The following is a 23,861-nucleotide window of genomic DNA, read 5'->3' on the forward strand; positions in this document are numbered from 1 at the left end:
TGTGTGCTCATGTTTGTGAGTTTCCTAGGGATGATGTTCTCCGTTCACTCTGATTCTGGCGATCGCTCCTATCAAAGTACTTGCCTCGCGGAACCCTTCAACATTCTTGCGGAATACCAACAATATCAAGTGATTCAGGCAACTGATGTTGACAACCATGGACATCATCCAGAGGAAATTCTGGTCACTGTTCAAAATGGCATTTGTAGTCGTCTGAATCCGCCCAGTGACAGTGATTATCCCTTTAGCAAATACATCGATCCACAGGCGGCGATCGCCCTCAATGAACAACTTTGGCAACGCAAGATCGACGCACAGGGCGGCAAAGTCAAGTTTGAGGCGGGTTTCGCAGCCTTCGCCCAAGAATCTGACGCAATTTTTTACATGCCCTCTGACCGTTATCAAGCCCTGAAAAATTTAGCAATTGAGATTCCAGAAAATGTCCAACCCGCAGACGAACCTCCCGCCTTCTCAGACTCCCCAACCCGACCTTAACGCCTATGTGAGTGAGTTAATTTTTTCGCCGCTTGGCTTGCTGCTAATGGGTTGTGGGGTTTTATTAGCCTTCATGACCTTCAAGGGCGATCGCCACAAATCTGCCAGTCTCGGTAAGGGTAAACTTGCCACACCGCAACAGGTCAAAAATGGCGCATTGCGGACATTGAAGCAGGTTCAAGGCGCAAAACGGGCGGATGTCGGTCTTTGGGTTGGCACACCAAAAGGGTCTGTTTTTTCCTGTCAGCAAGAGAAATGGTCGATCGATCTCTGTTATGACCCGCAAACCCTTTACCTCAGCGACTGCACTTCTGGGATTTCGGTGTTGGGTGGCGCAGGTTCTGGGAAAAGTTTTTCGGCGTTAAATCCGCTTTTTTTGTCAGGTTTGGCGCAGGGCATTCCGGGGCTTTATTTCGATATCAAATATTCCACCCACTCCCCAGAAGACCCGTCCCCCACAGCGTTGATCGCGGGTTATGCCAAGCGGTTGAACTACGAAGTCGGTTTATTTGCACCGGGTAAACCGGAATCCCTCTGCTGCAATGTTCTCGATTTTATTCGTCACCCTGAGGATGCGGCGATGGCGCGACAAATTGCCAAAGTGCTTTATCTGAACTTGAATCCCCAAGCTCTGAAAGGCGGTTCCAATCCGTTTTTCACAGAAGCGACGACTTCGTTTTTGGCGGGGGTGATGTTGCTGGCTAAACAAACGGACTGCCCTGATCTGGTGATGTGTCGCACGTTAACGCGCCTGCCGAGCAATCAACTTCAGGCGATTGTAGACGCGCAACCGGAGGCGATTCGGATGGTGTTTGATGCGGTGGTCGATGTCTTTGGCGTTGAGGAAACCTATGGCAGTATCAAGGCGACTTTTGCCAATCTTTTGAGCGGATTGTTAATGCCTGATTTGCTTCCAGCGATCTGCGGTAAAACAACTATTCCTCTGGATTTGGATGAGCGTAAAATTCTCATCTGTGGCAGTGATGCGGAAAGGGGCGAGATTGTGAACCCGATTTTGGCGACGGTGATTCACCTCCTGACGAACCGCAATTTGCTCCAACCGCGTCAACGTCCGTTTTTGTTGTGGCTGGATGAGATTTCTCAGATTTACCTCCCTTCGGCGGAAGATTGGCCGAACATTCACCGCTCGGCGGGTTTGGTGATGGCGATCGGCGTGCAATTCCCTGAAGTCCTTGAAAAACGCTATGGCAAGGATGGCACGAGTCGTTTATTGAAGGCTTGTGCCACTCAACTGGTGTTTCAGGCAAATGATATTGCGGATGCGGAAAAATACTCGAAATCGGTCGGTAATCGGGATGTGGAGTTCGACACGCGGGGGCGATCTCGGCAAAAAGGCGGCAATTCCAGCAGTCATACGGAGCATAAACAGGCGATCGCCATCATTGACCCCAGTGAAATTCTGCAACTCTCGCAGGGTAAAGCCATTATCTGGAATCGGGGCATTGGCGATCGCCATGGTTCCCGCATTCCTCTGATCCAAACCATTCGGATTCCAGAGCATGATCTCAAAGCATTTAAAGAATCCACCGCCGACTGGGAAATGCTCAAGGAACAGTTTTTAGAAACAGCATTACCCCATTTCACGCAGCGAGATTTTATCAAGCGCGATCTGGCTCTAACTTCTGCATATCGAGGGATTTGCCCTGAGCTTGGACAAGTAACAACGCCACAAAATGACGAGATTGACCTCGCCCAACTCCACCAAGATGCCCACGCTTTTCGGGCGATCGATACCCCAAATACATCCGAATTAATCGCCGCTGTTTTCTGATTTTGAAATTAATTTCACCACTTTATCCGAATTTGAACGCCCTTTTTCTCTTACCCCATAGAAGGCTTTTTTCGCCTTTATGCCAATACTTTGAGGTACTTTCCCATGCTTATGGATTCTGACCAAAAACTCATTGATGACCTCCCAGAGGCAATTCGCGCCAAGGTCGATTTTTCTGAATCCCTCGGTTTGCTCACGGGTCAAGGTTGGGACGCGGAACCCCTTCCGGCTAACTACCAACCTGAATATGTCGAAATCTATGCCAACGGTGCGGATGATACCTGTTTTGTCGTCCATCAGGGTCGCTTGATTTATGTTGACCAAGATTTTTTAGGCGATCGCACTACATCCACCTTCGTCCTTGTAATCGACGAAATTCCTCGCTATGTCCAAGTCCATGGGGAACTTATTCTTGACACTTTAGGTGGCTGTTTATTACCTGATATTTTATTATCCCCTGCTGTCCAAATGTCCCTTTTAATCCGTGTTCTTAAACGATAATTCTGACCATTTCTTTTCCTAATTTCGAGGTAATTTAATCTTATGGATATTCAGCAATCCAGTGACCAACAATCCGCCCGTGACATTACTAATAGTTCCGTTGAGGCAACCCAGCTTACCCTTTCTGCCCTTGATCAATTTCTCCAAAAGCTTCTTCAATTGGGCATGAAAAACGAGCAGGAAATTACTGTTCGTGTTGGTTCCAAGAAAATTTATGATGGCACTGTTAGTGGTGATGGTAAGCGATTTACTATCACAAAAAAAGAGGATCAAATCCTCAGTGAAGCCTTTTCTCCCAAGGAGAATTCTGGTTCTGTCCGAATTTTAGATAAAAATAATCAGCTTCTATTTAAGAGTAAGGATGGCATTATCTCCACTAATCAACTTGCTTCTTTATCCAACGAGAAACAAACTTCAGAAACGCCGAAAATTGCTGATCCAATTCCCCCTGAATCATCAACACCATCCACTGTCATGGATATTCCTGCTTCTGAAGTGGAACCTTCTCCTTCCTCCATTGCTCAACGATTTGAGGTGCTGCAACAACAGCTCAACCTCACTAATGAGCGTCTTAATGAGGTGCAGACCCGTTTAGATGCGCTCATGAAAAGTCGTCCTCTCAATCCCACTCCGGTTCATACCTCGAATCAACGAGTCGGTGACTGGTTTAATCAGCAGCGCAATATGGTTGCTGATAAACTGCGTGGTCTAGCCAAACAGCTCTCTGTGACGGCAGCCCAAAAACTTGAGCAAACTCAGGGTCAAGTTAAAAAACAACTTCACCAAACCCTGAGCCACACTGGACAACAGGCTGCCACGGTCTTTATGCAGAATTTCGTTGAGCCTGCGGTCAAGGTCGTCATCAGTCAGATGGAAAAAATTGGTGAGGTTGAGGTTGGTAAGGATGGTACTAAAACCTTCCAAACCAATGCTATTGCTTGGCAAATCACCCCCGACGGTGGCGTGAATTTAACCCGCAAGGCTGATAATCAAAAAATCACGCCGATCTCAGCTACCCCCAAGGACATGAACATTATCAAGAGTTTTGTCCAACAAGCCCATGAACGCTATGGACAAACCCAGAAGCTTCTCCCCCAGGCGGTTTCCGTGGACAACAACCAACCAACCCAACGTTCTCAAATTCAGAAGGCATAGATCATGGAAGCATTTGCTCTTATCTATTTCGCCCACCAATTGATCTCCTTTATGGGATTTATTCTCTATCGGGGGCGTTGGCTCTGGGTCTGTCTACTGGTCATTGAGGGAACGGGCAGTTTTGTCCTCAACCGCTCCTTTATACGGATGACGTTTGGTTCTCCTCCTCCCCTTGAATGTCCGATTCAACGTTAATTTTCTTTGGCATCGTCGAAGATGCCTTTTTTTTTGCAAAAAATTCCATTGATGCGCTATCTTGGCACAAGAATAAAAATTTATTTTTATACATTTATGGACAATACTTCTGATATTAAACTAGATATAATCAAACCAAAAGTTCGGTTTAAAGTATTAGCTAGTACAGCTAATACTTCCCTTGCTTTAGCCTTACTCGATAAGTTAGATCAACATTTTTCTAAAATATAGAGTTTCTGAGATTTATTGCTACAGTAATTCGCTATACCTCTTCAGTATCTGTACGGTTCGAGTTAAACCTTGATCTCTATATCCTGCGAGTAACTCATTAATACTACGGGACGGATTCCTTAGACTTTCTCGTAATGTTCTCACTACATCACAAACGACCAAAGGGGCTAAATCTATCAAATGGCTGATAAATACATCTGGATTTTGTACTTCAATTCCATATTTTTTAATGTTTTGCGACGGAAAATCTGACTCATTACAAGTGACAATCACATCTGCTCTTGCACAAATTGCTGCTGCTAATACATGGCGATCGCCTTTATCTGGTAACTCTAATGATTCAATCAGTTCCTGATAACCATCAACTAAACAATCTCGAATATGATTATTCATCAAGTCTCTTGTTCTTTCTAGGCGTTTTTTCTCAATGTCAGGTCTATTTTTCAACAGATTCCTGATCCACTCGTCATGAATTTCGTTCGTCCATTTTGCACGGTATAAATCCTTTACAGCTAAACGCATCAGCAGGTCTCTTACAGGTGCTTTGTATAGAACACAAGCATCGATTATTGCGGTGAAATTGTTGGCAATCAAATCAATATCCCAATCCTAGTTCCTGAGCTTCTTGAGTCAGCTCATCTAATGCTTGCATCCTTTGACTATCTATTTTTTGCTTATAATCCATCACGTCTTTGAACAAAATCCGACGATGGGTTCCTACTTTTCTATAGGGCATTTCCTGATTCTCGATTAACTTAATCAAGAAAGGACGGGAGACATTCAAGATATCTGCGGCTTCTTGGGTTGTTAATTCTGCATGGATCGGCATCAACGTGACTGCATTGCCACTCGCCATCTGCGCCAAAATCTCTTGTAATAGGCGAAAAGCACCTGAAGGAATGTCGATCCGCTCTTCGCTTCCTTCGCTTATCTGGATGTGCAGTCTGTAATTGCAGGGGTGAGCTTCTAATTCTCTATTCTTTAGAAGCATCAACAATTGATGACTAGATTCCATTGCAAGCTGTGTTTCGGCTTGAGTTGGTACTACAGTACCTAAAACATTAGCGGCAATTGTCATATTTCTTACCTATGTTTTCTACGCATTTTTTACACAGATTACAACTCCATATTGTAAACGAAATAATCGAAACGAGTATCGCCCCACTTACATCTTCTGTCTTCGCTTAGGTTTCAATTTTTGCTGCAGACGCTGTAATTCCTGCTCTATCTGGGCTTGATAGGTTTTGGCATCTTCGGGGATCCCTTGCTTTCGCCGTGCTTCGAGGGTGTTGCTCTGGTGTAGAATTTTGATCCTGTCTTGGGAGTTCGCGGTGTAGGCGATCGCCGTATCGATCATCAGTTCTGTCAATTTTCGCCCTTGTCCTTGGGTTTTGAGTAAATAATTCCTCAGCTTTAAATATTCATTGCGGTAATGTTTTTCAGCTTCCCAGGCTAACGGGATAGCATGACCTAAAATATTCATCAATCGCTCTACACCTTGGTTGACGATCAAGTCATCAATCCCTTTGCCTTCGTGAGGCTGCCATTTTAAAACTGAAACTTTGCAGCCTGCTTCCTCTAAAAGTTCACCTGTTCGCACTAAATCTCGCCGCACGTTTTGTACGGTATTTTGTTTAGTGTCTTGGTCGAATGCCATCAGGATTTGCCGTCCGTTCGTAGCAAATACCGCTAATTCGGGATGGAGTCTGCGTTTCGGCAATTCTACACCGTCTTCCCTTGATCGATATCCACCGGTCACACTCGGTAAGGCGATCGCCGCATAACCCTGACTAATCACCGATTCCGCTTTCTTCTTACCCTCTACCGGAATAATGGCAATTTCTGGATACCAATAAACACAAGCCCAAAAACCACTCTTTCGCTGCTCAGGACTGGGATTTACGCCATACTTTGCATAAATTTTTTCAGCAATCGCCTCAGGGACTTTTGGGAAAATAATCCCCTTCGGCACATCCTTTGGTGCTTCATATTTGCGGTACTGGTCGCTGCCTTTTTGTTGGGTTTTGCGCCAGTCAAGGCGGGGATGATCGGCTTTAAATTCCCCAAAAGCTTTCTCTGGAGAGATTTCACCTGGGATTAAATGCGGAAGACGAGTTGCATCAATGCCACCATCGGCCCAGACGCCTCCCTTCGCAACGGTGGCATATTGATCCATCACCTGCTTCATCGGTTGGGTCACATATTGCCCGCTGCCTAAAGTCGCTAAATGGTCTTCCAGTAAGCGTTCATAGACGTCCATCCCCTCTAATGATTCGGCGTTGAGGGCAGCTACCTCTGGGGCAATGCCTGATTTTTCTACTCGTTCTAACCAATGTTTTTCTTTCAGGTGTAACGGGGCTGGGGGAATTGGTAATTTGATCCCTTGCTCTTTGAGTAACTCGGACGGGTTTGTTTGGTTATGGGAAATGCCTGCCAGTTCCTTCAGTTTCTGGATATTGGTTGTCCAGATCCTTGCTTCATATTTGGCACGGGATAAAGCCACCAATATGCTTTCACGGTTGACAGTGGGGTCATTGCCAAAACTCACGAACACTCGTTCAGCCGTTTTACCTTGACTGGAATAAACGGTTCCCACCAGAGCATGGTCGCAGTGATTGAGTTCATCCAGGGAAAACTCATCCAGTCTGCCTTTGTCATCAACAATGCTGATGATACGTTTAACGGGGTCAATGGCAGTCACGGTAAATTCTTGGCCATTGATGCGTTTCTTGAGACGGTTATTCCTCGTCCACTTCAGGCGATCGCCTACGGCAATGGATAAATTGCTTTTGATAAAAACCTCAGTTGTCAGAGGATACTTCAAGCCCTTTAGGTTGAGGGTGATCTGCTCATTGAGGGTCACGTCATCACCAGAGATCTGGGTAATCTGATAACGTTTGGAGCGCTTGAGGCAATTGTGGTCTTTAAACGGAATCAAAACATCTCCCACAGCATAGAACCGGGCATGTTGCTTCTGCTCCTCAGTCATATCCTTACGACCCAGAGTTTCGGTTACATACTCCGGTGGTTCAATTTTGCCCTCATGTTTTAAACCCACCCGAAGTTGGTGAATGATGCCATGGCGTTCCCGGTGGGTACCCGATAAAACTAATGTTTCAGCCCGTTCTGCTTCATTAAGCTTTAAATAGGCTGCGGCAATCTGTTGGGCACGGTCTTCTACTTCTAGGGTTTCAGAGACTTTTTCATGTTTCTGCAACCAGGCGATCGCCTCACCACCGAGGTTGTGGTAGGTCAGTTGTACGGCCCTGGCAATGATGGAATCCTTTTGCCTTAGGAAATCCTTGAGATGAGTGGCACTAAGGCCATGGTCAATCAATGACTTGAGGGGAGCCCCGGCATTAACAGCGGTTAACTGTTTGGGATCTCCCACCAACAAAATCTGAGCGTTTTGCTGACTAGACTTAAGCAAGAGTTGATAGGCTTCTTGGGCAGATAATTTTCCTGCTTCGTCAATAATCCACAGTTGTCGCTTTTGGCTTGGTTCATGCTGCTGTAGGAGATGATAGGCCACCGTATCTGTAGCAATGCCCACTTCATCACCAAGGACTTCGGCGCTGCTGGCATCAGGCGCAAAACCAGACACTTCGATGCCTTGGGCCTGGGCAATCTTAACAAGGGTATTCAAGGTAAAGGTTTTGCCAGCCCCGGCAACCCCCACCCAACCGAGAACGCGGTCTCGACTCCTGAGGGCGTGGTTTACAGCCTCCGTTTGGGAAGTAGTCAGAACTCCAGGTAATTGAGCTTTAGTCGTTAGTATCGGTGCTAATTTCCCCTGACCTTCTTGCATCAGGGCAATGGTCATTTTTTCCCGGATTAAACTTTCCTCTGTGGCTAGCCGCAGCCCTCTACGAATCAGTCGAGGATTTGCATCAATGGCTGCTTCAATTTCCTCAAAGGAATGACCCGTCGGTTCCGCCACGATAAAAGCTTCTAGGTCTTCCCTGGTAAAAATGGCAGTCCGTTCCTCACTGTGCCGAATGGCCTGGTCAACCAATACCGTCAGATTTTTGTGACTGACTGGATTTCCAAGGTTTGGGGTAGGATGCTCAATGCCTAAGTTTTTAGCGTCACTCTGCCATTCTTCCAGCAGTGCCTGGCGGTCTACATCATGCTGTTTGATTTTGCGGGTTTCGAATAGGGCTTTGATTCGGTTCTCGTTTGTATCGTCTAACCCCTCTGTTTTCAGGTATTCGAGGATTTGTTGGTGGCGATCGCTAAATCCATCAATCTGTTCTCGCGTATAACCCTTCAACTCAAACAATCCATCGGCTCTGACCTCAATTTCGTAACCTAATTTTTGGACTGCCTGCGCCAACTCATTGCGGTAGATTTTTCCCAATAAAATCCGATGATGATACAGCAATCGATTCGCCGCAGATCGCCATGTTCCTGATGCATCCTGTGCCACATTCATCACCAAACAATGGGTATGTAGATTTGGGTTCAGCTCCCGATTTGTGTCATGCAGAAATTTCGCAACGCAGATATTTTGAACTGGCGTATGTTGTTTGTTTATGCGGGTTTCGCCGTACCGTTCCTCAATCAAGTTCAATACCCGCTCCACTGCTTGATTATGCGCGTCAATCAAATCCTGCTCTTGATTCACCAATGCTGCAATCGAAATCGACTTTGGGGCTGAAAATGTTAAGTCCGTTCCGGCGATCGCCTCCTTACCTTTCGGAGGAGCCTGTCGCAATTGTGTCTGCCCATCTGCCGTCCTACCCTGCAAAATATTTTGGAAAATTTTTCCGTCACTGATTTTTCCCATCAGTCCTAAAGCTGCTGCACCCTTCCCCCACCATTCCGAAAATTCAACTTGTTCCTCCTCAGCGTAATAATTTTCCTTGTAGTAACTCCCCGCTTTTGCCGGAGTCATTGTGGCGATGCTCAACATACCTAAAATTTCCTGCTTTTTTAGGTCAGAGAAAATCGCCCTCCGATTTCGGATATTTTTCCCCCGTCAAAAAAAAACTTCCAGAGGTGTATAAGGTGTGGGGAAATTTCCTCGGTTTGACCAGTGGGTTACGTTTTCACCCATGCACAGGATTTGCTACAGATTCCCCCTCTTTTACTACCCTCTTTTGATCATTATTTGCTACAACTTTCAACATTTTTCTCAATAAGCCTCTAGTTTCTCAACTTATTGAGAATTAGCCGCTCTACTTCCGTTTCCGATCGCCCATCAAGTGACTAAGTTGTAGCAGATCTGTAGCCAATCATTGACTAATCCTGTGCATCGCAAAAGATAATACAAAGTAACTATCTCATTCTTTTCTTCAGTCTTTCTGTAAAGTTATGTAACAACTCATTCTTCTTTATCCGAATCGTCGCCTCCTTTTCTTCTTCGTCTGTAGGAGGTTTTTTTATGTCTATTCTCAAAATTGTTATCGACCCTGGCACCAGTGCCACTAAAGTCGCCTATCGTCTTGGTTCAGATTCCTGCCAGTGTTTTGCTATGTCTCCTCACTGTGCGCCTGTTCCTCCCGATTATCCCCAGTCTGCTTCTTGGGGCATCGGTTCTACTCATCTTGAAAATTCTTGGGTTTCTCTCCCTGATTCTTGTTTTCTCCTTGGGGCGATCGCCAAAAAGTTTCAAGGTTCGGAATTACGCAATCACGAACTTAAATGTGACAAAGCTCTCTATAAAGTCCTCGGCATTCTCGCCTATCTACAACTCCAGATGGAACAGCCTGTCCCTATCGATGTTGGCATTCTCTTACCTTTTAACGAGTACCTTACCAGGGACTTACTTGAGAAACGTTTAATCGCTGCTCAAGATTCTGTTCAATTTTGTGGCCGGGCTCTCTCTCTCCACTTAAACGAGATCCGCATTTTTCCTGAAGGTGCTGGTCTACTCCTCTATGGTCTGCCCAAAACCTTACCCAAAAAACACTCTCGCGTTACTGCCCTAATCATTGGTCACCGTAATGCTTCTTGGTTAGCCACCGACCATGGTTCACCCCTCACTGAGGCCTCCGTTACCAACAATCTTGGCTTCCGTTGGTTGGTTCAGGAAGTCCGCAAACTCACTGGACATACGGATGAACTCACCCTCGCTGAGCTTCTCTTCCATGGCAAACAGCTTCCACCAGATCTTCAGCGGGCGATTCAGCATTGTCTCCCCCTTTATTGGCAACAGATTCAATCTTTTTTAGCGGAACAACAACCTGCTGATTTTGTTATCTGTGGGGGTGGTACTGCCATGCTCCTTGAACCGCAGCTTATCCAACATTTTTCTGGTAATCTCGGCTGGGCAAATCACCTTCTTCGTCCTCTTTTGAAATCGACGCTCATTAATCCTGTGTTCGCGCGTCGTCTCCTTGATTCCTATGGACTCCTTCAATTTTTATAGAGGTCTTTTTTTCATGATTCGACATTTTTTCTACAGTCAAGATGACACTCCTTTTCGAGATATTTTAATCCACATTAAACAATCTCAAGGCAAAACCATTCAAAAGGAAATTGAGGATGCTTTTTTACTCCTCCATTATCCTCATTTTCTTCATTTCTCTCATAGTTCTCCTGAACTTATTACTCGTCAGGCTGAACTTTCTATCCGTCGTTTAACGCAGGAAATTACGCAATTAACGGCCCTCATTACTTCTCTTTCTTCTGATTCTCAAACCTCTTCCATTCCTGAGACAGAAGATGAGCCTCTAACCCCTTTTTCTTCTCCTTTATTCACTCTCGATAGTTTCTAGGATTTTTCCATTATGAACAAGCAAAACATCATTGAAAAATACAATATTTCTGACGCTAAACTCTGCGAAATTCTTGATGGTTTAGAGATCTCACAGGACACAACTCACCTTTCTGATGAACAAATTTCTCTTTTTGAACGAGTTTTATATTTGGCTCGTCAGCAGAAGAAAAGCTATAAACAGGCGATCGCCGTCGTTACCAATCAACCCCTTGATTCTTCGATTGCTCCAGAGCAAAGTATGGCATTATCTCTAGAAGTCAATAATTTATTACAAGAGAGATCGACTACTTTTGCTGAGCATATTCTTGATGAAAGCCCCTATATCCTCAAGGAACAACGGGCGGCGGCGCGTAAAATCATCGTTGATTCTTTCTGGAATCGCATTAATGAGCTTGGGCGTTCTCCAGAATTTCAACGCAAGTTTGATGCTGCTCTTTATGGGGAGGAAAGCCTTGATGTTTCTGTTCTGCCGGGGGAGTCGTCTGCGCTGCCAGAGAGTTCCTCCTCCGATTCTTGATGGATTTTTGTCGAGAGCATGAACGGGCTTTAGCTATTCAGAACAAACGGTTACAGCTTCAGCAGGCTAAGATTGAACAAAAAATCTCTTTTCGACGGCGTAAACGTCGGGAATTTGATAATTTTTGCGAGTCCCTATTCACCATTTTTGCTCTGATGGGACTCGCCTTTATTCTCGGCTTCCTTGTAGCGCAAATCTTTTTGTCTTAATGCATAGGGGGCGATCGCCTTTTTATTACAGAAGGGTGATCGCCCCCTCATAATATGGATCAATCAATCACACAGAAAATTTTCATGGGTAATATTCTCAGATACGACAAACAGCATGAATCTGCACTACTTTCTTTGTTAATCAATGAATCAGATTGGCAGACTTTTACCAACGAACAGAATCTTAAAATTTTTAAAGAAGCTTTATTAACCAGTGAAACTTTTATTTGTGAACACAATCATGAAATATGTGGTTATCTTCGCGCTTTAGTGGATGCTTTTGGCCTTTATGTTAGTGAGCTTTATGTTGCCCCTAATTATCGTAATCAAGGCTATGGAAAGAAGCTCCTGCAAAAACTAAAAAAAGAGCATCCCCAGAAAAATCTCTATATTCTTTCAGATGAAGATTTATACTATCAAAAGTTGGGATTGAAACAAATTGGGTCAGTTTTTCAATTGTAGTTTTAAAAAAATCATGACAACTAAAATTCTTTCGCTTGCGGCACAAAGAGATTGATCATTTCAGCGATTAGTTTTTATTTGACAAGGAATTCCTCAAGATTATTTCAAAATTCTTTTAGGCCCTTTTTGTTTTTTAAACTCGACAAACGAATCCATTAAGTAAGAATGAGATCAAATTAGGAAAAGATAGCTTGCGACAATAGTCTCTAAAAGACTCAAATAGCTACCATAAAAAGTTTTAAAGCTAATCTCTAGACTTATTCTAAACTGCATTATCATAAGCTTTTTGTTTTGAGTGCAACTAGTCATGATCACCACTAGTGATCATGACTAGTTGCTGAGAATCTTTATGATATTTCTTGCGGATGGCTTCTGGGATTTTTGATTTTGAGACAATTCGTTCTGTTTGTCATAGTTTAGAGTTTGGGAAACGGCTACTGACTACCCTTTATTTACATCTTTCGCCATTTGATCGCCTACCTGCTGCATTGCAAAACTATGAGGTGATCGCCTTTTCGTCTTGCTCCATTTCTAACTGGCGTAAATGGCAGGCTTCACCCAGTCCGACGATACCGGGTAGATTCAATGTGCCGGGGCGTAATCCTTGCTGCTGTCCTCCACCAAACAGAATTGCTTCGAGGGGGTGATCGGTTTTGTGGATGAGTGCACCGACGCCTTGGGGGGCGTAGAGTTTATGGCCAGACAGTGCTAACAAGGTAATGCCCCAATCAGTGAAGTTTATGGGAATTTTGCCTATGGCTTGGGATGCGTCACAGAAAAAAGGTACGGAATATCGTTTGGCGATCGCCCCAATGAGTTCGATGGGGTAGATGGTTCCCACTTCGTTATTTGCTGCCATGATGCAGAGCAGGTCTAAGCCGTTGCGGCAAATGTTCTCGACGGTATTGAGGTCAAGATTTGCGTCACGGTCTACGGGCAATGTAATCAGTTCGATGCGTCCTTGTTGTTCGAGGTAATGACAGGTATCAAGGACAGCTTTATGTTCTACGGCAGAAATAGCGATACGGGGAAGTTTGCCCTGTTTTCCGTGGTGCAAAATGGTTCCCTGAATGGCAAGGTTAATGCTTTCTGTTGCGCCAGAGGTGAATATGATTTCTTTGGGTCGGCAGTTAACTAGATCGGCAATGTGTTGTTTGGCTTGTTCTATGGCTTCTCGACTGCGATCGCCCACGGCATGATTCGCACTGCTGGCATTGCCAAGTTGGGTCATCATCGCTGCCATGACTTTTTCGGCAACTCTCGAATCAACGGGTGTGGTGGCATGGTAATCGAGGTAAATAGGCTTATCAGTTAACATTCGGCAAAAGTGGTGAGAGCATTTCTTCTAGTTCAATGATGTCTCGCTGCACAACATCCCACAGAGTATTGAAATTCACGCGATCATATTGGTGAGCCAAAATATCACGCATTCCGGCGATCGCCTTCCAAGGGATATGAGAATTTGCTGTTCTAAATTCGGTAGAAAGGCGTTTTGTCGCTTCACCCACAACAATAATTTGATAGAGAATCGCTGATTGTTTTTCTTCGTTCGCCCTAAGCTGCTCCTGAGTTAAGTTAGCGGTAAATAGCTTAATGCGCTGAATCGCGTTAAAAATATCGAGTAAGTAAGCGTCATCAAGATTCATAGATAGTTATTGCAGTATTGAGGATTTCTTTGCGGCGTATCCAATTATCTCCGTTCTGAATGGCTTCTTTCACAACTAGATCAACCTGACGATGTAGTAAGTCTTCGAGTTGGTCTTTAATTTTGGCGAGGGTCAGAAGTCCTTGGGGAGCTGCAGGGGCAAAGGAAACCAAAAGATCGATATCGCTATCTTCCCGAAAATCTTCTCGCAATACGGAACCAAACAGGGCAAGTTCTGCAATGTTCCATTGCAGACAAATTTCCACGAGCTTTTCTTTGGATATCAACAGACGATCGCCGTAATCTGCTAAAAGTTTAAAATTTGCCGTCATGCTATTTAGCCCTTGGGAAATTTAAGCTATAGATCTATTCTACTAACAAGAGTATGGAGGGCAATCACCAACGGCATGATCCACACTGCTGGCATTGCCAAATTGGGTCGTCATCGCTGCCATGACTTTTTCGGCAACTCGGCGATCAACTAGAGTTTTTCCCTCTGATCAAGAATTTCGCCAAGGTACTGATAAACAAAATCTTCAGCAGCGGCTGGGTTGATCTGCTGTAGAGCGGTCACAATATCGGCGATCGTTTCACCACTCGGATCAGCAGCTCCTTTAACCCAACGATAAACCGTATTACGCTCAATCTCTAGGACTTTAGCGATGCGGTACTGACTCACGCCATGAGTCTCTAGTACTTGTTTCAAGGCACGACTTACACTTCCCATGGGCTAAATCGTGACAAAGGATTGACTTTTCGTAAATGTCATCTAGAATGATAGACATCTAACTTGATGACAGTTTCCCGACATCTACCTGCATCTATGTAAATGCCTATGCAACAAAAAGCTATTTTGAATAAACCCATCCTGATGGAAATCCTTGTTTAACAGCCAGTGTTGTTAAAGGTTTGATCGTTGCTTCATACGCATTAAAAAGCTTTTCATAATTTAAAAGATCATCAGTAGTTAAGTTAAGGTCGCTAACATAAACATCGATGGTTTTATCCCAACTTTTTTTGGGTAGATATTCGTGATTAGTAGTTAATGCGAGATGTTGTAAACGAACAAATTCAGGGAAATACTTTTCTGATGGCAAGTTATTTGATTTTGATGAATTCACTTCTGGAACGACTGGAACTAAATTCCAAAGTTGATCATGAGCAACAAATGACCACGGTAAATAATGATCTAAAGATAATCGTTTTAAATCTAATATTTGACCGGAATAAATACAATGCAAAGACTTATACTTTAAGACTATAGACCAAAATTTTGTCTGAGAAGATAATGAACCTCTTTGCTGTGGCATAAAGAGTTTATTCACAATATTTGGCGTTGTTGGGTTTTTTGCTTGCATATATTTTAACCATTCCCATGCTGCCCAACCCTTAACGATTGCAAAATTTTCCTTTAAATAATCTGCCCAATCGGGAGAAATCCAAATCCCTGTGCATTCTTTTAGATTATTAGAATTAAAGCAATAAAGAGGTTTTAATGTTTCAAATTTCTGATTCACTACCTCGACAATAACCTGATGAAGTCGATTCTTATCAATATTTTTTGTTTCTTGAGTAAGGAAAGGACGAATTAAACGATAAGGAACAAAGCGGCATAAATCATTAACAATACTAGGTTTTAGTTGAGCTTTGATTGTTTGACGTAAAAGTTTTTTATCTGTATCTCTAAACTTTAGAATCGGTTCAGTAATAACTAAATTTAAAGAATCTAATTTATTGGTGATTTGATCTTGAACTCCAAACGAAAGCTTAAAGTATACGTGGGGAAACCAAGAGTTTGCTAGTATTTCAACTATTAATTCAGAAAAGCTGATTAACTCTGTAATCTCAAAATTTCTACGATTGAGAATATCTAGCAGAGAGAGAAAAAATAAATATTTATAAGAGTTTGTCGTTTTATTGAAAATGCCTGACAGTTTGAAAACATCAACAATTTTAGATTCTGGTATTGATTGCATCAATTAATTTCAAATCACATAATTTTCACTCAAAGTTTAGTCGATTACAAGTTCTTCAAGCTAGATATTAAACATAAATATTTATCCTCAATATTATTTTCAAATTTAAAGAATTTTATTTTGCGTAATTAAGATTAATTTTTTGTTTGGGAGTTTTCTTTCTTTTTTGTCCTAGTAGTTGGGAAATGAGTTTGGAATTTATCTTAATCCCTCTGCTAAAACATCTTTCCCGGCATCGCAAATCTGACTGTAAGCACAATAGGAACAGTGCTTAGTCTCGGGGTTAGGCGTGTAATCTCGTTGGATAATTTGCTGCATTAAAGTTTTTGCTTCTTGGTCGATCGCCTCTAAGTCTTGGGGAGTAAAAGAATATAGATGAGGCTTGCGCAGGTAGGCGATGTAAGCCCTTGGTTTTTGCGCTGCCCTGGCATAGGCCCAGAGTTGGAAACGGTGTTCTGCCGGATTTATTTGTCCATCTGTTTTAACATCAAGCACAAAATCTTTACCAATGAGATCCGCCCGGCCATTGAGGATGAGTTGATTTTGATGTAGCTCTAAAGCCACTTCCTGATCACCCTGTTGGACAGTCGCAAATACCGGGTCTGTCCGAAAAGTGTGAGCGAGAGAAAGTGCCTCTGCCACTTTGTCAGGGGGCAGTTTAGGCTCCTGGTTATGGAAATCTAACTGCTCAATGGTTAAATAATTTTTTTCTAAAGCAGTATGAGTTAAAGAACCAATGGCAGCGGCATAATTACTTTCTCCTTCACGCCAGCCTGGATGCCTGATGATCTGTTCAAAATAGAACCGTTGGGGACAGCGAGCATAGGTAGTAAGGGCGGTCATGGGTAACTCAAGGCCATTGCTCCGAGCTGGATCTAGGAGTAGCTCAGGCAATGGTTGCAATTCGGAAGAATGATGCTTTTTGTCGTCTTTTTGCCAAGATTCTGTTGGAGGGCATAGATCTGGAGAAATTTCTTCGATGAGGAAATTCTCTAGGCCCAACTGCAATAGGTCTAAAGCGCCGCCTTTCTCTTTGGGCATGGTCAAAATTAGGCGATCGCGGGCGCGGGTTAGGGCGACGTACAAAACCCGTTTCGCTTCGGCGTTTTCTCGCTCTTTCTGGTTGCCTTCGAGGAGTTGAAAGAGCGCAGATTTTTGCAATTTTCCCTGATCATCCCGTTGTTTGAGGGCAACGCCAAATTCTGGGTCGAAGAGAATACCTGCACTTGTATTGGAAAGCTTTCGGGTCAGATCTGGCACAATTACCACTGACCATTCCAAGCCCTTCGCCGCGTGGATCGTCATTAAAGAAACGGCATCAGCCGCTTCAAGGGGGGGACGGGGAATTTTAATTTGATGGCGTTGGAAGCGTTGTAGACGGCGAACAACAGATAACACATCGCCAGTGCCCTGTTCCAAGTGACGCAAGAGTTCTAAAAAGCCCTGCCAATCTGCAAGACGACGGGTGGCCTGGGGGAGATTGGCGATCACAGCGGAATAACCAGTGAGTTGATCTGCCAGTTGGAGGAGTTGAGACGGGGTAAGGATATTGCGTTTGTTGAGCAATTGTTTGAGGATTGCGACCCGTTTTTGCACTTCTGGTCGGTCACTCTCTTTTAGACAAGACCACCATTTTTGATCTTTCTCTCGAAAGCGTAATTCATAGAGGAGGCGATCGCTCAAGGTAAAGAAAGGGCTCCGGAGGACTGCGACTAAGGCCAAATCATCATTGGGGTTGGCAATGAATTGAAGCAGAGAAAGACCATCCAGGGCTTCATGGGTATCTAAAAGATTACCGCCACTGGATTGAAGGAAAGGGATCTGCCATTGGGCCAGAGCCTGGCTATAGATATCCAGAGGTTCCCAGGTGCGAGAGAGAATCGCAATATCTTTCGGGGCGATCGCCCTTAGTTCTCCTGTCGGTTTATCCCAAACTTCGAGCCCTTGGGAGAGCATGTCATAGATCAATTGGGCGATTTGTTGGGCTTCTACCCTGCGGGCCTCGGCGATCCCTATTTTTTCTTCTGGGGCAAAGCGATAAATCTGTAAATGGAGCGGATCGTGGGGCGCTTCTTTACGATGAGCATCCAAATCCTGGTGTAGTTCCCCGAGGACAGGGCGAAATACGGTATTGATATTGTTGACTAAATTCTCATGGGTGCGAAAACTGGTTGTTAGGGACACGCCATTCTTTAATTGTGATCGCCAAGTGCGAAAAACCTCCACATCAGCCCGCCGGAATCCATAGATCGACTGCTTATCATCACCAACAATGGTTAAAATACTTCCCTCCGTCAGGGCTTCGAGTAATTTCCCTTGGGTCGGGTTGGTATCCTGAAATTCATCAATAAGATAGGCCCGCCAACGGTCTTTGTAATAATCCCGCACGGTAGGGTCTTCAAGGGCTTGCAGAGCATAAATTTCTAGATCATTAAAATCTAAAACTCTGGCTTGCTGTTTGATTTCCTTTAATCGTTGTTCTACCCACTGAAAAGCACCTTGTAAAGTAGTGACCCATTGGGTTTCCCGTTTATCCAACTCACCTAAAGTCAGACCCAGTAATGAGATATCAGGAAATTTCTGGACAAAATCCCGACAGGCGATCGCCTGACTACGCACTGTTTTGAGCGCATCTTCACTGGGCCAATTTTTTTTCGCTCCCCCACTGCCCACTTTTAGGGTTTGCAGTGCTCGTAGAGTGCTTTGGAAGCGATCGCTTGTGATATCTTCTCGGCTACGTTCCAGGTCTACCATCAACTCTGCCAGGGTTTGGCGCACTTGTTCTAACTTATCTCCAGGCGCTCCTTGGTATTGAGCGATAATGGCTTGAGTCTCTTGCCAAGTTTCACTGGCTAACAGATTTTTGATCACCCGCTGCTGTTTATCTTGCAAAGTAGGTAGCCAATCTTCACGACTTCTTTCTAGGGCTTCACGGGCACTCAGAGGATCACCAAGCAGGGCGGCGATCGCCATTTTTAGAGTGGAATAGGGAATCTCCCCATAAAGTTCTGCTGGCATCTCCGCCAGGGCCAGGTTTAACTGTTCCGTCTGCCAAATACTCCCTTCCCATTCATCGAGGGGTTGAAACGTTGCGGGTACACCCGCCGCTTCAGGATGTTCCCGACAGATGCGCATCGCCACCGCGTGGAAGGTACTAATTTGGGCGGCCTCTACCTCAGCCAGCCAGTCAAATCTATCTGGGTGTTCCTGGGCGATCGCCTGACGAATCCTGGCCCGTAATTCCGTGGCTGCTTTTTCCGTAAAGGTCATCGCCACCACCTCTAAAGGGGAAAGCCCATCATTATTCAGGTGATGAAGATAGCGGGCGGCCAACATGTGCGTTTTTCCAGTCCCGGCCCCAGCAGTGATGCTGACACTGGTTTTTGAGATAACGGCGGCTTTTTGTTGTTCAGTTAAAGGCATTATTCTTGTTCCTCCCGGTTGATGCGGCACACCGCTTTAAAATCACAATAGGTACAGGCGTCATATTTCCGATCGGGGGCAACAGGATAGGAGCCTTCTTCGAGATGAGCTTTCAGGCGATCGCCCGCAGCCTGGAGATCCTTTTCATCAGGAGATTTTGAGTTCAGTTTTTCCCCTTTGGTTAGGGAGTAATAGAGATTCTGCGTCACCTGATACTCAGGATATTGGTGCCGTACTGCCGCTTCATAGATTGGCAGTTGGAGGTCAATTTTGAGGAGACCAGATTCATCCTGAATACCCTTGGGTGCATTAGAACTGGTTTTATAGTCCATAATCACCAGATCATTGGTGCCGTTAATCTGATCAATGCGGTCAATGCGACTTGTGATCCGAAAATCTTGCCAAGTACAGTCAATTTTGGCTTCAAGCGCTAGGACATTTCTGTTTTCTGGTAAAAATTCAGGGGCGGCGATCGCCCGTTGGAGGGCCTGAATGTGTTCGGTGCGTTGTCGTTTCCACCCCGGCAATAGCGGAAACTCAACCAGTTTCTCTGCTTCAATAAACCATTTTTGTAACTGCTCAAAATCTGTTAAATCTAGGTTGGGATCCTCTTGATGGGCTTTCAGGGCAATTTCTAGTACCTTGTGATAAAGAGTGCCCCGCTCACTGGGTTCGAGTTCTGTGTCTGGCTCATCGAGGGCCTCTAATTTGAGTACCTTAGTCGCAAACCATTTGAAAGGACATTGCCCCAATTGCAGCAGTTGCGAAGCACTGAAGGTGTGCTCTTGCCAGGGAAAAGGTTCTCCAATTATGCCTTGGTATTCGTCTAATACGCCCTTTTGGAGACGCCGTTGCTCAACCTGGTGTGCGGCGATCGCCTGGTCTAAAGTTTCGGATTGGAGCACTGTCGGGATTGAAGCTTGAGTTAAATAAAACTGGTAAGCCTCCGCCCGACTCGCAGCGCGCAGAACCGAATTTTTTGTGGGCTGGAGGCCTAATCTCTCAAAATAAATAGAAGCGGTTTGGGTGCGATAACGTCCCTCTCCTTGGCCCAGACTGCTATAGGAGAAGGTAAATTGAACTTGAGGTACCTGCAACAAACTATAGAACTGAAACTGTTCCCGCCGTGCCTTGGCGATCGCTCCTTCAATGGGCAACTGGTCAGATAACTGCTTACGGGTATAAAAATCTAAAACGGGTTCATCCCGCAGTAGCCGGGGTAAAACACCTTCAGCACCATCGATGAGAAAAATATAGTCATATTGAGACCCAATCAGATTACGGGGATTATGGACACCCACCCCACCGCGAATCGGATAGGCCGGCGTGGTTAACAGTTGCAAAGTAGTGCGTAATTCTGTTTGAAACATTTCCCAGCCCATGGTTTCTGCTGTGGATGTTGCCAAGCTATCCAGACCATCGATTAATTTTTTGTAGGCAACTGTTTCCGTGGCCCAGGGGAGTGCCTGTCGCTGTACTTCAAAGACATTCAAAATTTTCTTCAGGTATTCCGTCCAGGCCGAGAGAGTTGTTTCTAGGGGTGGCCGCAGTACCGCCAGATCAAGTTGATAATGTTCCTGGGTTAATGCTTGCCAAGCGTTAAAAGTATTGGGTTTTAGGCGATGGGCCACCTGCCAAAATTCCGCTCCCAAGGGATGGGTCAGGGGGTGACTGAGCCATTGGGCCGTGGTTTCAAAGGCATAGTTACTATCAATCACGCTTAGGAGTTGCAGTAGCCAAGCCCCAAGCCGCGTTTTCTGGAGGGGGATTGGATTCGGGAGGCTCAAGGGCACTTCGTATTCCTGCGCCACATGCAAGAGCAGCGGCCCCCACGTAGTATCTTCATTGGCCACAATGGCGATCGCCCGCGCTGCGACTCCTTGCTGGAGCAGTTGTTTGATTTGACCTAGGGTTCCCCTGGCTTCTGCTTCCCAGTTGGGATAGACATGGGCTTGAACTGTTTTAGGCTCAACATTGAGGCTACTTTGACCGAGAAACTTCTGGCTGAGGCGATCGCCTAAAGTTAAAGCTTTTGATTGCTCTTCTTCTAAGCGCCAACCTTTACTCTGTAGCTGTTCCTTAATTTTCGCCTGGGGTGAGAGCAGTCCTTTTTCGTCGGTGTAAGGCAAATGAAACAAACTGTCAGGGGCGGCGATCGCCTCAATAAAGGCAACTTCATCGGCTCGGGGATCAGGATAGCCATAGATGCAGAGGGTTTGAGGCTCCGGCTTGAGGGCGATCGCCTGCCAGAGCACAGCAGCCGGATCAACTGCTCCCACGGACTGTAGTTGAGCTTGGTAGGCATGAATTACCTGATATAACTGCTGGATCTTCGGTGTCTCAAATTGCTTCAAAGTATCTAGGTCTGGACTGGTCTGGAGCAGTTCTTGGATTGCCCCCTGCCAAATTTGTGCTGTGCCCTCTAGATCTGTCGGGTTTAAGGTTTGAGCGATCGCCTGTTTGAGATAGCGATATTGCTCTAGGGGATTCAAAACCCTAATGCCCTGCTGCTTAAGGAGTTCCTTCGCCAGGTTGTCGAGGGTAAAGGGACGTGATTGTTTCAGACAGCGTGCCGTTTGTCGGGTAGGGGCGATCGCCTTGGCTTTTCCTGTTTTGAGGAGGTCTTGGGCCACCTGAAGAAAAGGTGCTGAATGCTTGTAGATAACGCCCATAAATCAAATTACCTTCATCAAATTTACGATTACAAAGCCCTTGATGCTGCTACTCTCTCACAGTGCATACAGTTCAGGGAAAGTTACCCATAACGTTATGGGTAATCCCCAAAAGTCTTTACGGCGCAGCCTAGTTTTTAGAATTTACCAAATAAAACACTTTGGCGTCTTAGATTGAATCAAAAGTTATCGGTTATCCCAGCTATTTCTGGAAGGCGATCGCCATGAAACATTGGAAAGAAAGCGGTAGCTGTTGGGGTCGTTGTATTTCACTCTGTAACGACATCTTTACTTTTTAATTGCTTATTTTATGTTTGTGGTTATATAATTTTTTCTTTGAATAACAATGACAATCAAAAAGCTATTAAACACTACAGTTCTGTTGGGGTTTAGTCTATTCTCAATAAGCAACTTGCCTGCAGTTGCTTACCAAGACCGCCTTAGTGTTTCAACTGATAGCACTAGTGTTGTAGGTCTCAAAAATCCCCTATTCGACCAAGTAGATTCAAGCAACACCAGAATTCAGGACATAAGCTTCATCGTCGCCCAAGAACCTCTGAAACCGAATGGATGCCCATATGATTCCCGAAGCGGTGGAGCTAGCGAGGTCCCGGGCGCAGGATCCGTAGAGCTCATCAATCAAGCAGGGTACACCGTGAGATATTCGTTCGCTTACATGCCGGAATCACCCCGAGAACTAGTGTTGGGAGGAGTAAAAGTTCCGGTGCCGGAGGTAACTAATGGAACTCTAGTTGGTGCCAATGCAATATGGAGCAGAAAGACTTTTGGCATACCAGAAGAAACAGCCGAAAATATTGTTCTCAATGTGGTTCCTGTTGGCAGGACTACACCAGTCATTAACTTGAGCTTTCATCCTTGTGATCGCGTTTGCTTATATACCCATGGGACAATATTCAATCCAAGCTACACCCGAAAGCCTGCTAAGTACACACAAAACGAATCAAGACAGATGACGTATGTATGTGAGTAACTTGACCTAGTTTTCTGTAGGTTTTGAAGTAGTCTTGACGTGCCCTCTGAAATTTCAGTCCCCTGGCGGGAGGTAAAGAGAGTATCAAACATATAATCACAGCACTCCATGGGATGTTGCTAAGGATCTTGAGGTCTCGTTTCCCACTCTTTATCGCTGGATTCCTGCCTCTTCTCTTTCTTAGCCTAACTCTGCGACCTTTATATTTGGAATCATAGCTAAATGCCAAAACCCTTTCGGTAAAGGGTATTTCATTCATCAGTGATAGAACATCAGCGACCAGTTTCCCAGTTCAGAATATATTGTTCTTGTTCCTTGGTTTCCGGCGATCGCCGATACATCGATTTAGGACATGCCTGCCAAAGTTTATGCAAGCGATCGAGTGCGACTTCACCACCCCGAGCATGGCGTGCTAGCCAGCATCCAACAATCACACCTGTGCGTCCTACACCGCCCCAACAATGAATGTAAACCACTCGGTTCTGTTCAATATAGCGATCAATGGTGTCCAAAACTGTGACCACCAGATCAGGAGACGCCGGGATTGAAACATCTGGGATTGCAAAGCGATGATGAATAGCCTTACCCTCGATGAGATTTGTATAAGGTTTTAGGCCCTCATCAACTTCCGTCAGATCGATGAAAGCCATCACGCCAGCATCGAGTAAAGCGTCAAGTTTTTCCTGTGAAGACTGTTCATCCTTATTCCTGGGATACTCTCCTGCTAATAGCTTACCGGGTAGTACCCAGTAACAATGTTTGACGGGTCTATTCATTGGGGTTCACTTTACTCCGCAATAATTACTCGTAAAATGGCGATCGCCTAGTTCTGAGATTAGTCATGCCATAAAAATTGATCACGAATATCAAGAG

The 23,861-nt window shown here is 44.9% G+C and carries 19 protein-coding genes and 1 pseudogene; 9 read left to right on the forward strand and 11 right to left on the reverse strand.

Annotation, left to right across the window (positions count from 1 at the left end; genetic code table 11):
• The first annotated feature begins 9 nt into the window (after positions 1-9).
• From ACZ45B_RS14695 to ACZ45B_RS14715, 5 genes are all read left to right on the forward strand, one after another.
• Positions 10-495 (forward strand): hypothetical protein, encoded by a 486-nt coding sequence (locus tag ACZ45B_RS14695; protein ID WP_024546933.1) that lies wholly within the window; start codon positions 10-12, stop codon positions 493-495.
• Positions 440-2,287, forward strand: a complete 1,848-nt coding sequence (locus ACZ45B_RS14700) for a type IV secretory system conjugative DNA transfer family protein (protein WP_081699686.1) — start codon at positions 440-442, stop codon at positions 2,285-2,287. Before ACZ45B_RS14695 ends, ACZ45B_RS14700 begins: the two co-directional genes overlap by 56 nt.
• Positions 2,288-2,392: 105 nt before the next feature.
• Positions 2,393-2,788: a hypothetical protein gene (locus ACZ45B_RS14705; protein WP_024546935.1), complete on the forward strand. Its 396-nt coding sequence runs from the start codon at positions 2,393-2,395 to the stop codon at positions 2,786-2,788.
• Positions 2,789-2,830: 42 nt separating this feature from the next.
• Positions 2,831-3,943 (forward strand): hypothetical protein, encoded by a 1,113-nt coding sequence (locus ACZ45B_RS14710; protein WP_464675053.1) that lies wholly within the window; start codon positions 2,831-2,833, stop codon positions 3,941-3,943.
• 3 nt (positions 3,944-3,946) lie between these two features.
• Positions 3,947-4,138: a hypothetical protein gene (locus ACZ45B_RS14715; RefSeq protein WP_024546938.1), complete on the forward strand. Its 192-nt coding sequence runs from the start codon at positions 3,947-3,949 to the stop codon at positions 4,136-4,138.
• A 249-nt stretch (positions 4,139-4,387) separates the two neighbouring features.
• Here ACZ45B_RS14715 and ACZ45B_RS14720 read toward each other — a convergent pair whose 3' ends face one another.
• The 3 genes from ACZ45B_RS14720 to mobF form a co-directional block, all read right to left on the reverse strand.
• Complete coding sequence (locus ACZ45B_RS14720) at positions 4,388-4,960, reverse strand: PIN domain-containing protein (RefSeq protein WP_024546939.1); 573 nt, start codon at positions 4,958-4,960, stop codon at positions 4,388-4,390.
• A 4-nt stretch (positions 4,961-4,964) separates the two neighbouring features.
• Positions 4,965-5,447, reverse strand: a complete 483-nt coding sequence (locus ACZ45B_RS14725) for a helix-turn-helix domain-containing protein (protein ID WP_024546940.1) — start codon at positions 5,445-5,447, stop codon at positions 4,965-4,967.
• A gap of 87 nt (positions 5,448-5,534) precedes the next feature.
• A complete protein-coding gene (gene mobF, locus ACZ45B_RS14730; protein ID WP_024546941.1) occupies positions 5,535-9,284 on the reverse strand; it encodes a MobF family relaxase in 3,750 nt (1,249 codons plus the stop codon).
• Between the two features lie 471 nt (positions 9,285-9,755).
• Here mobF and ACZ45B_RS14735 point away from each other — a divergent pair, with 471 nt between their 5' ends.
• From ACZ45B_RS14735 to ACZ45B_RS14750, 4 genes are all read left to right on the forward strand, one after another.
• A complete protein-coding gene (locus ACZ45B_RS14735) occupies positions 9,756-10,742 on the forward strand; it encodes a ParM/StbA family protein (protein ID WP_024546942.1) in 987 nt (328 codons plus the stop codon).
• A gap of 13 nt (positions 10,743-10,755) precedes the next feature.
• Entirely contained in the window at positions 10,756-11,091 is a 336-nt protein-coding gene (locus tag ACZ45B_RS14740; protein WP_024546943.1) for a hypothetical protein, read from the forward strand.
• A gap of 12 nt (positions 11,092-11,103) precedes the next feature.
• On the forward strand, positions 11,104-11,610 hold the full coding sequence (locus ACZ45B_RS14745; RefSeq protein ID WP_024546944.1) for a hypothetical protein: 507 nt from the start codon (positions 11,104-11,106) through the stop codon (positions 11,608-11,610).
• 293 nt (positions 11,611-11,903) lie between these two features.
• Positions 11,904-12,281 carry a GNAT family N-acetyltransferase gene (locus tag ACZ45B_RS14750; protein WP_038028010.1) on the forward strand — a complete coding sequence of 126 codons (378 nt, stop codon included), beginning with the start codon at positions 11,904-11,906 and terminating at the stop codon, positions 12,279-12,281.
• 505 nt (positions 12,282-12,786) lie between these two features.
• Here the strand turns inward: ACZ45B_RS14750 and ACZ45B_RS14755 are convergent.
• The 8 genes and pseudogenes from ACZ45B_RS14755 to ACZ45B_RS14790 all read right to left on the reverse strand — a co-directional run.
• Positions 12,787-13,599: pseudogene (locus ACZ45B_RS14755) on the reverse strand (cysteine desulfurase family protein); the annotation flags it as partial.
• Positions 13,589-13,927 carry a HepT-like ribonuclease domain-containing protein gene (locus tag ACZ45B_RS14760; RefSeq protein ID WP_024546947.1) on the reverse strand — a complete coding sequence of 113 codons (339 nt, stop codon included), beginning with the start codon at positions 13,925-13,927 and terminating at the stop codon, positions 13,589-13,591. The gene ACZ45B_RS14760 and the pseudogene ACZ45B_RS14755, both read right to left, overlap by 11 nt.
• Positions 13,917-14,258, reverse strand: coding sequence for a nucleotidyltransferase family protein (locus ACZ45B_RS14765; protein WP_024546948.1), 342 nt, complete (start codon positions 14,256-14,258; stop codon positions 13,917-13,919). Before ACZ45B_RS14765 ends, ACZ45B_RS14760 begins: the two co-directional genes overlap by 11 nt.
• 149 nt (positions 14,259-14,407) lie before the next feature.
• Positions 14,408-14,653, reverse strand: a complete 246-nt coding sequence (locus ACZ45B_RS14770) for a helix-turn-helix domain-containing protein (RefSeq protein ID WP_024546949.1) — start codon at positions 14,651-14,653, stop codon at positions 14,408-14,410.
• A 121-nt stretch (positions 14,654-14,774) separates the two neighbouring features.
• Positions 14,775-15,902 carry an HNH endonuclease domain-containing protein gene (locus ACZ45B_RS14775; RefSeq protein WP_024546950.1) on the reverse strand — a complete coding sequence of 376 codons (1,128 nt, stop codon included), beginning with the start codon at positions 15,900-15,902 and terminating at the stop codon, positions 14,775-14,777.
• Between the two features lie 198 nt (positions 15,903-16,100).
• Entirely contained in the window at positions 16,101-19,325 is a 3,225-nt protein-coding gene (locus ACZ45B_RS14780) for a UvrD-helicase domain-containing protein (protein ID WP_024546951.1), read from the reverse strand.
• On the reverse strand, positions 19,325-21,997 hold the full coding sequence (locus ACZ45B_RS14785) for a PD-(D/E)XK nuclease family protein (protein ID WP_024546952.1): 2,673 nt from the start codon (positions 21,995-21,997) through the stop codon (positions 19,325-19,327). The genes ACZ45B_RS14780 and ACZ45B_RS14785 overlap by 1 nt, the downstream gene beginning before the upstream one ends.
• Positions 21,998-23,260: 1,263 nt before the next feature.
• On the reverse strand, positions 23,261-23,764 hold the full coding sequence (locus ACZ45B_RS14790) for a protein-tyrosine phosphatase family protein (protein ID WP_464675044.1): 504 nt from the start codon (positions 23,762-23,764) through the stop codon (positions 23,261-23,263).
• Between the last annotated feature and the right edge of the window lie 97 nt (positions 23,765-23,861).

This window comes from Picosynechococcus sp. NKBG15041c, assembly GCF_055380235.1.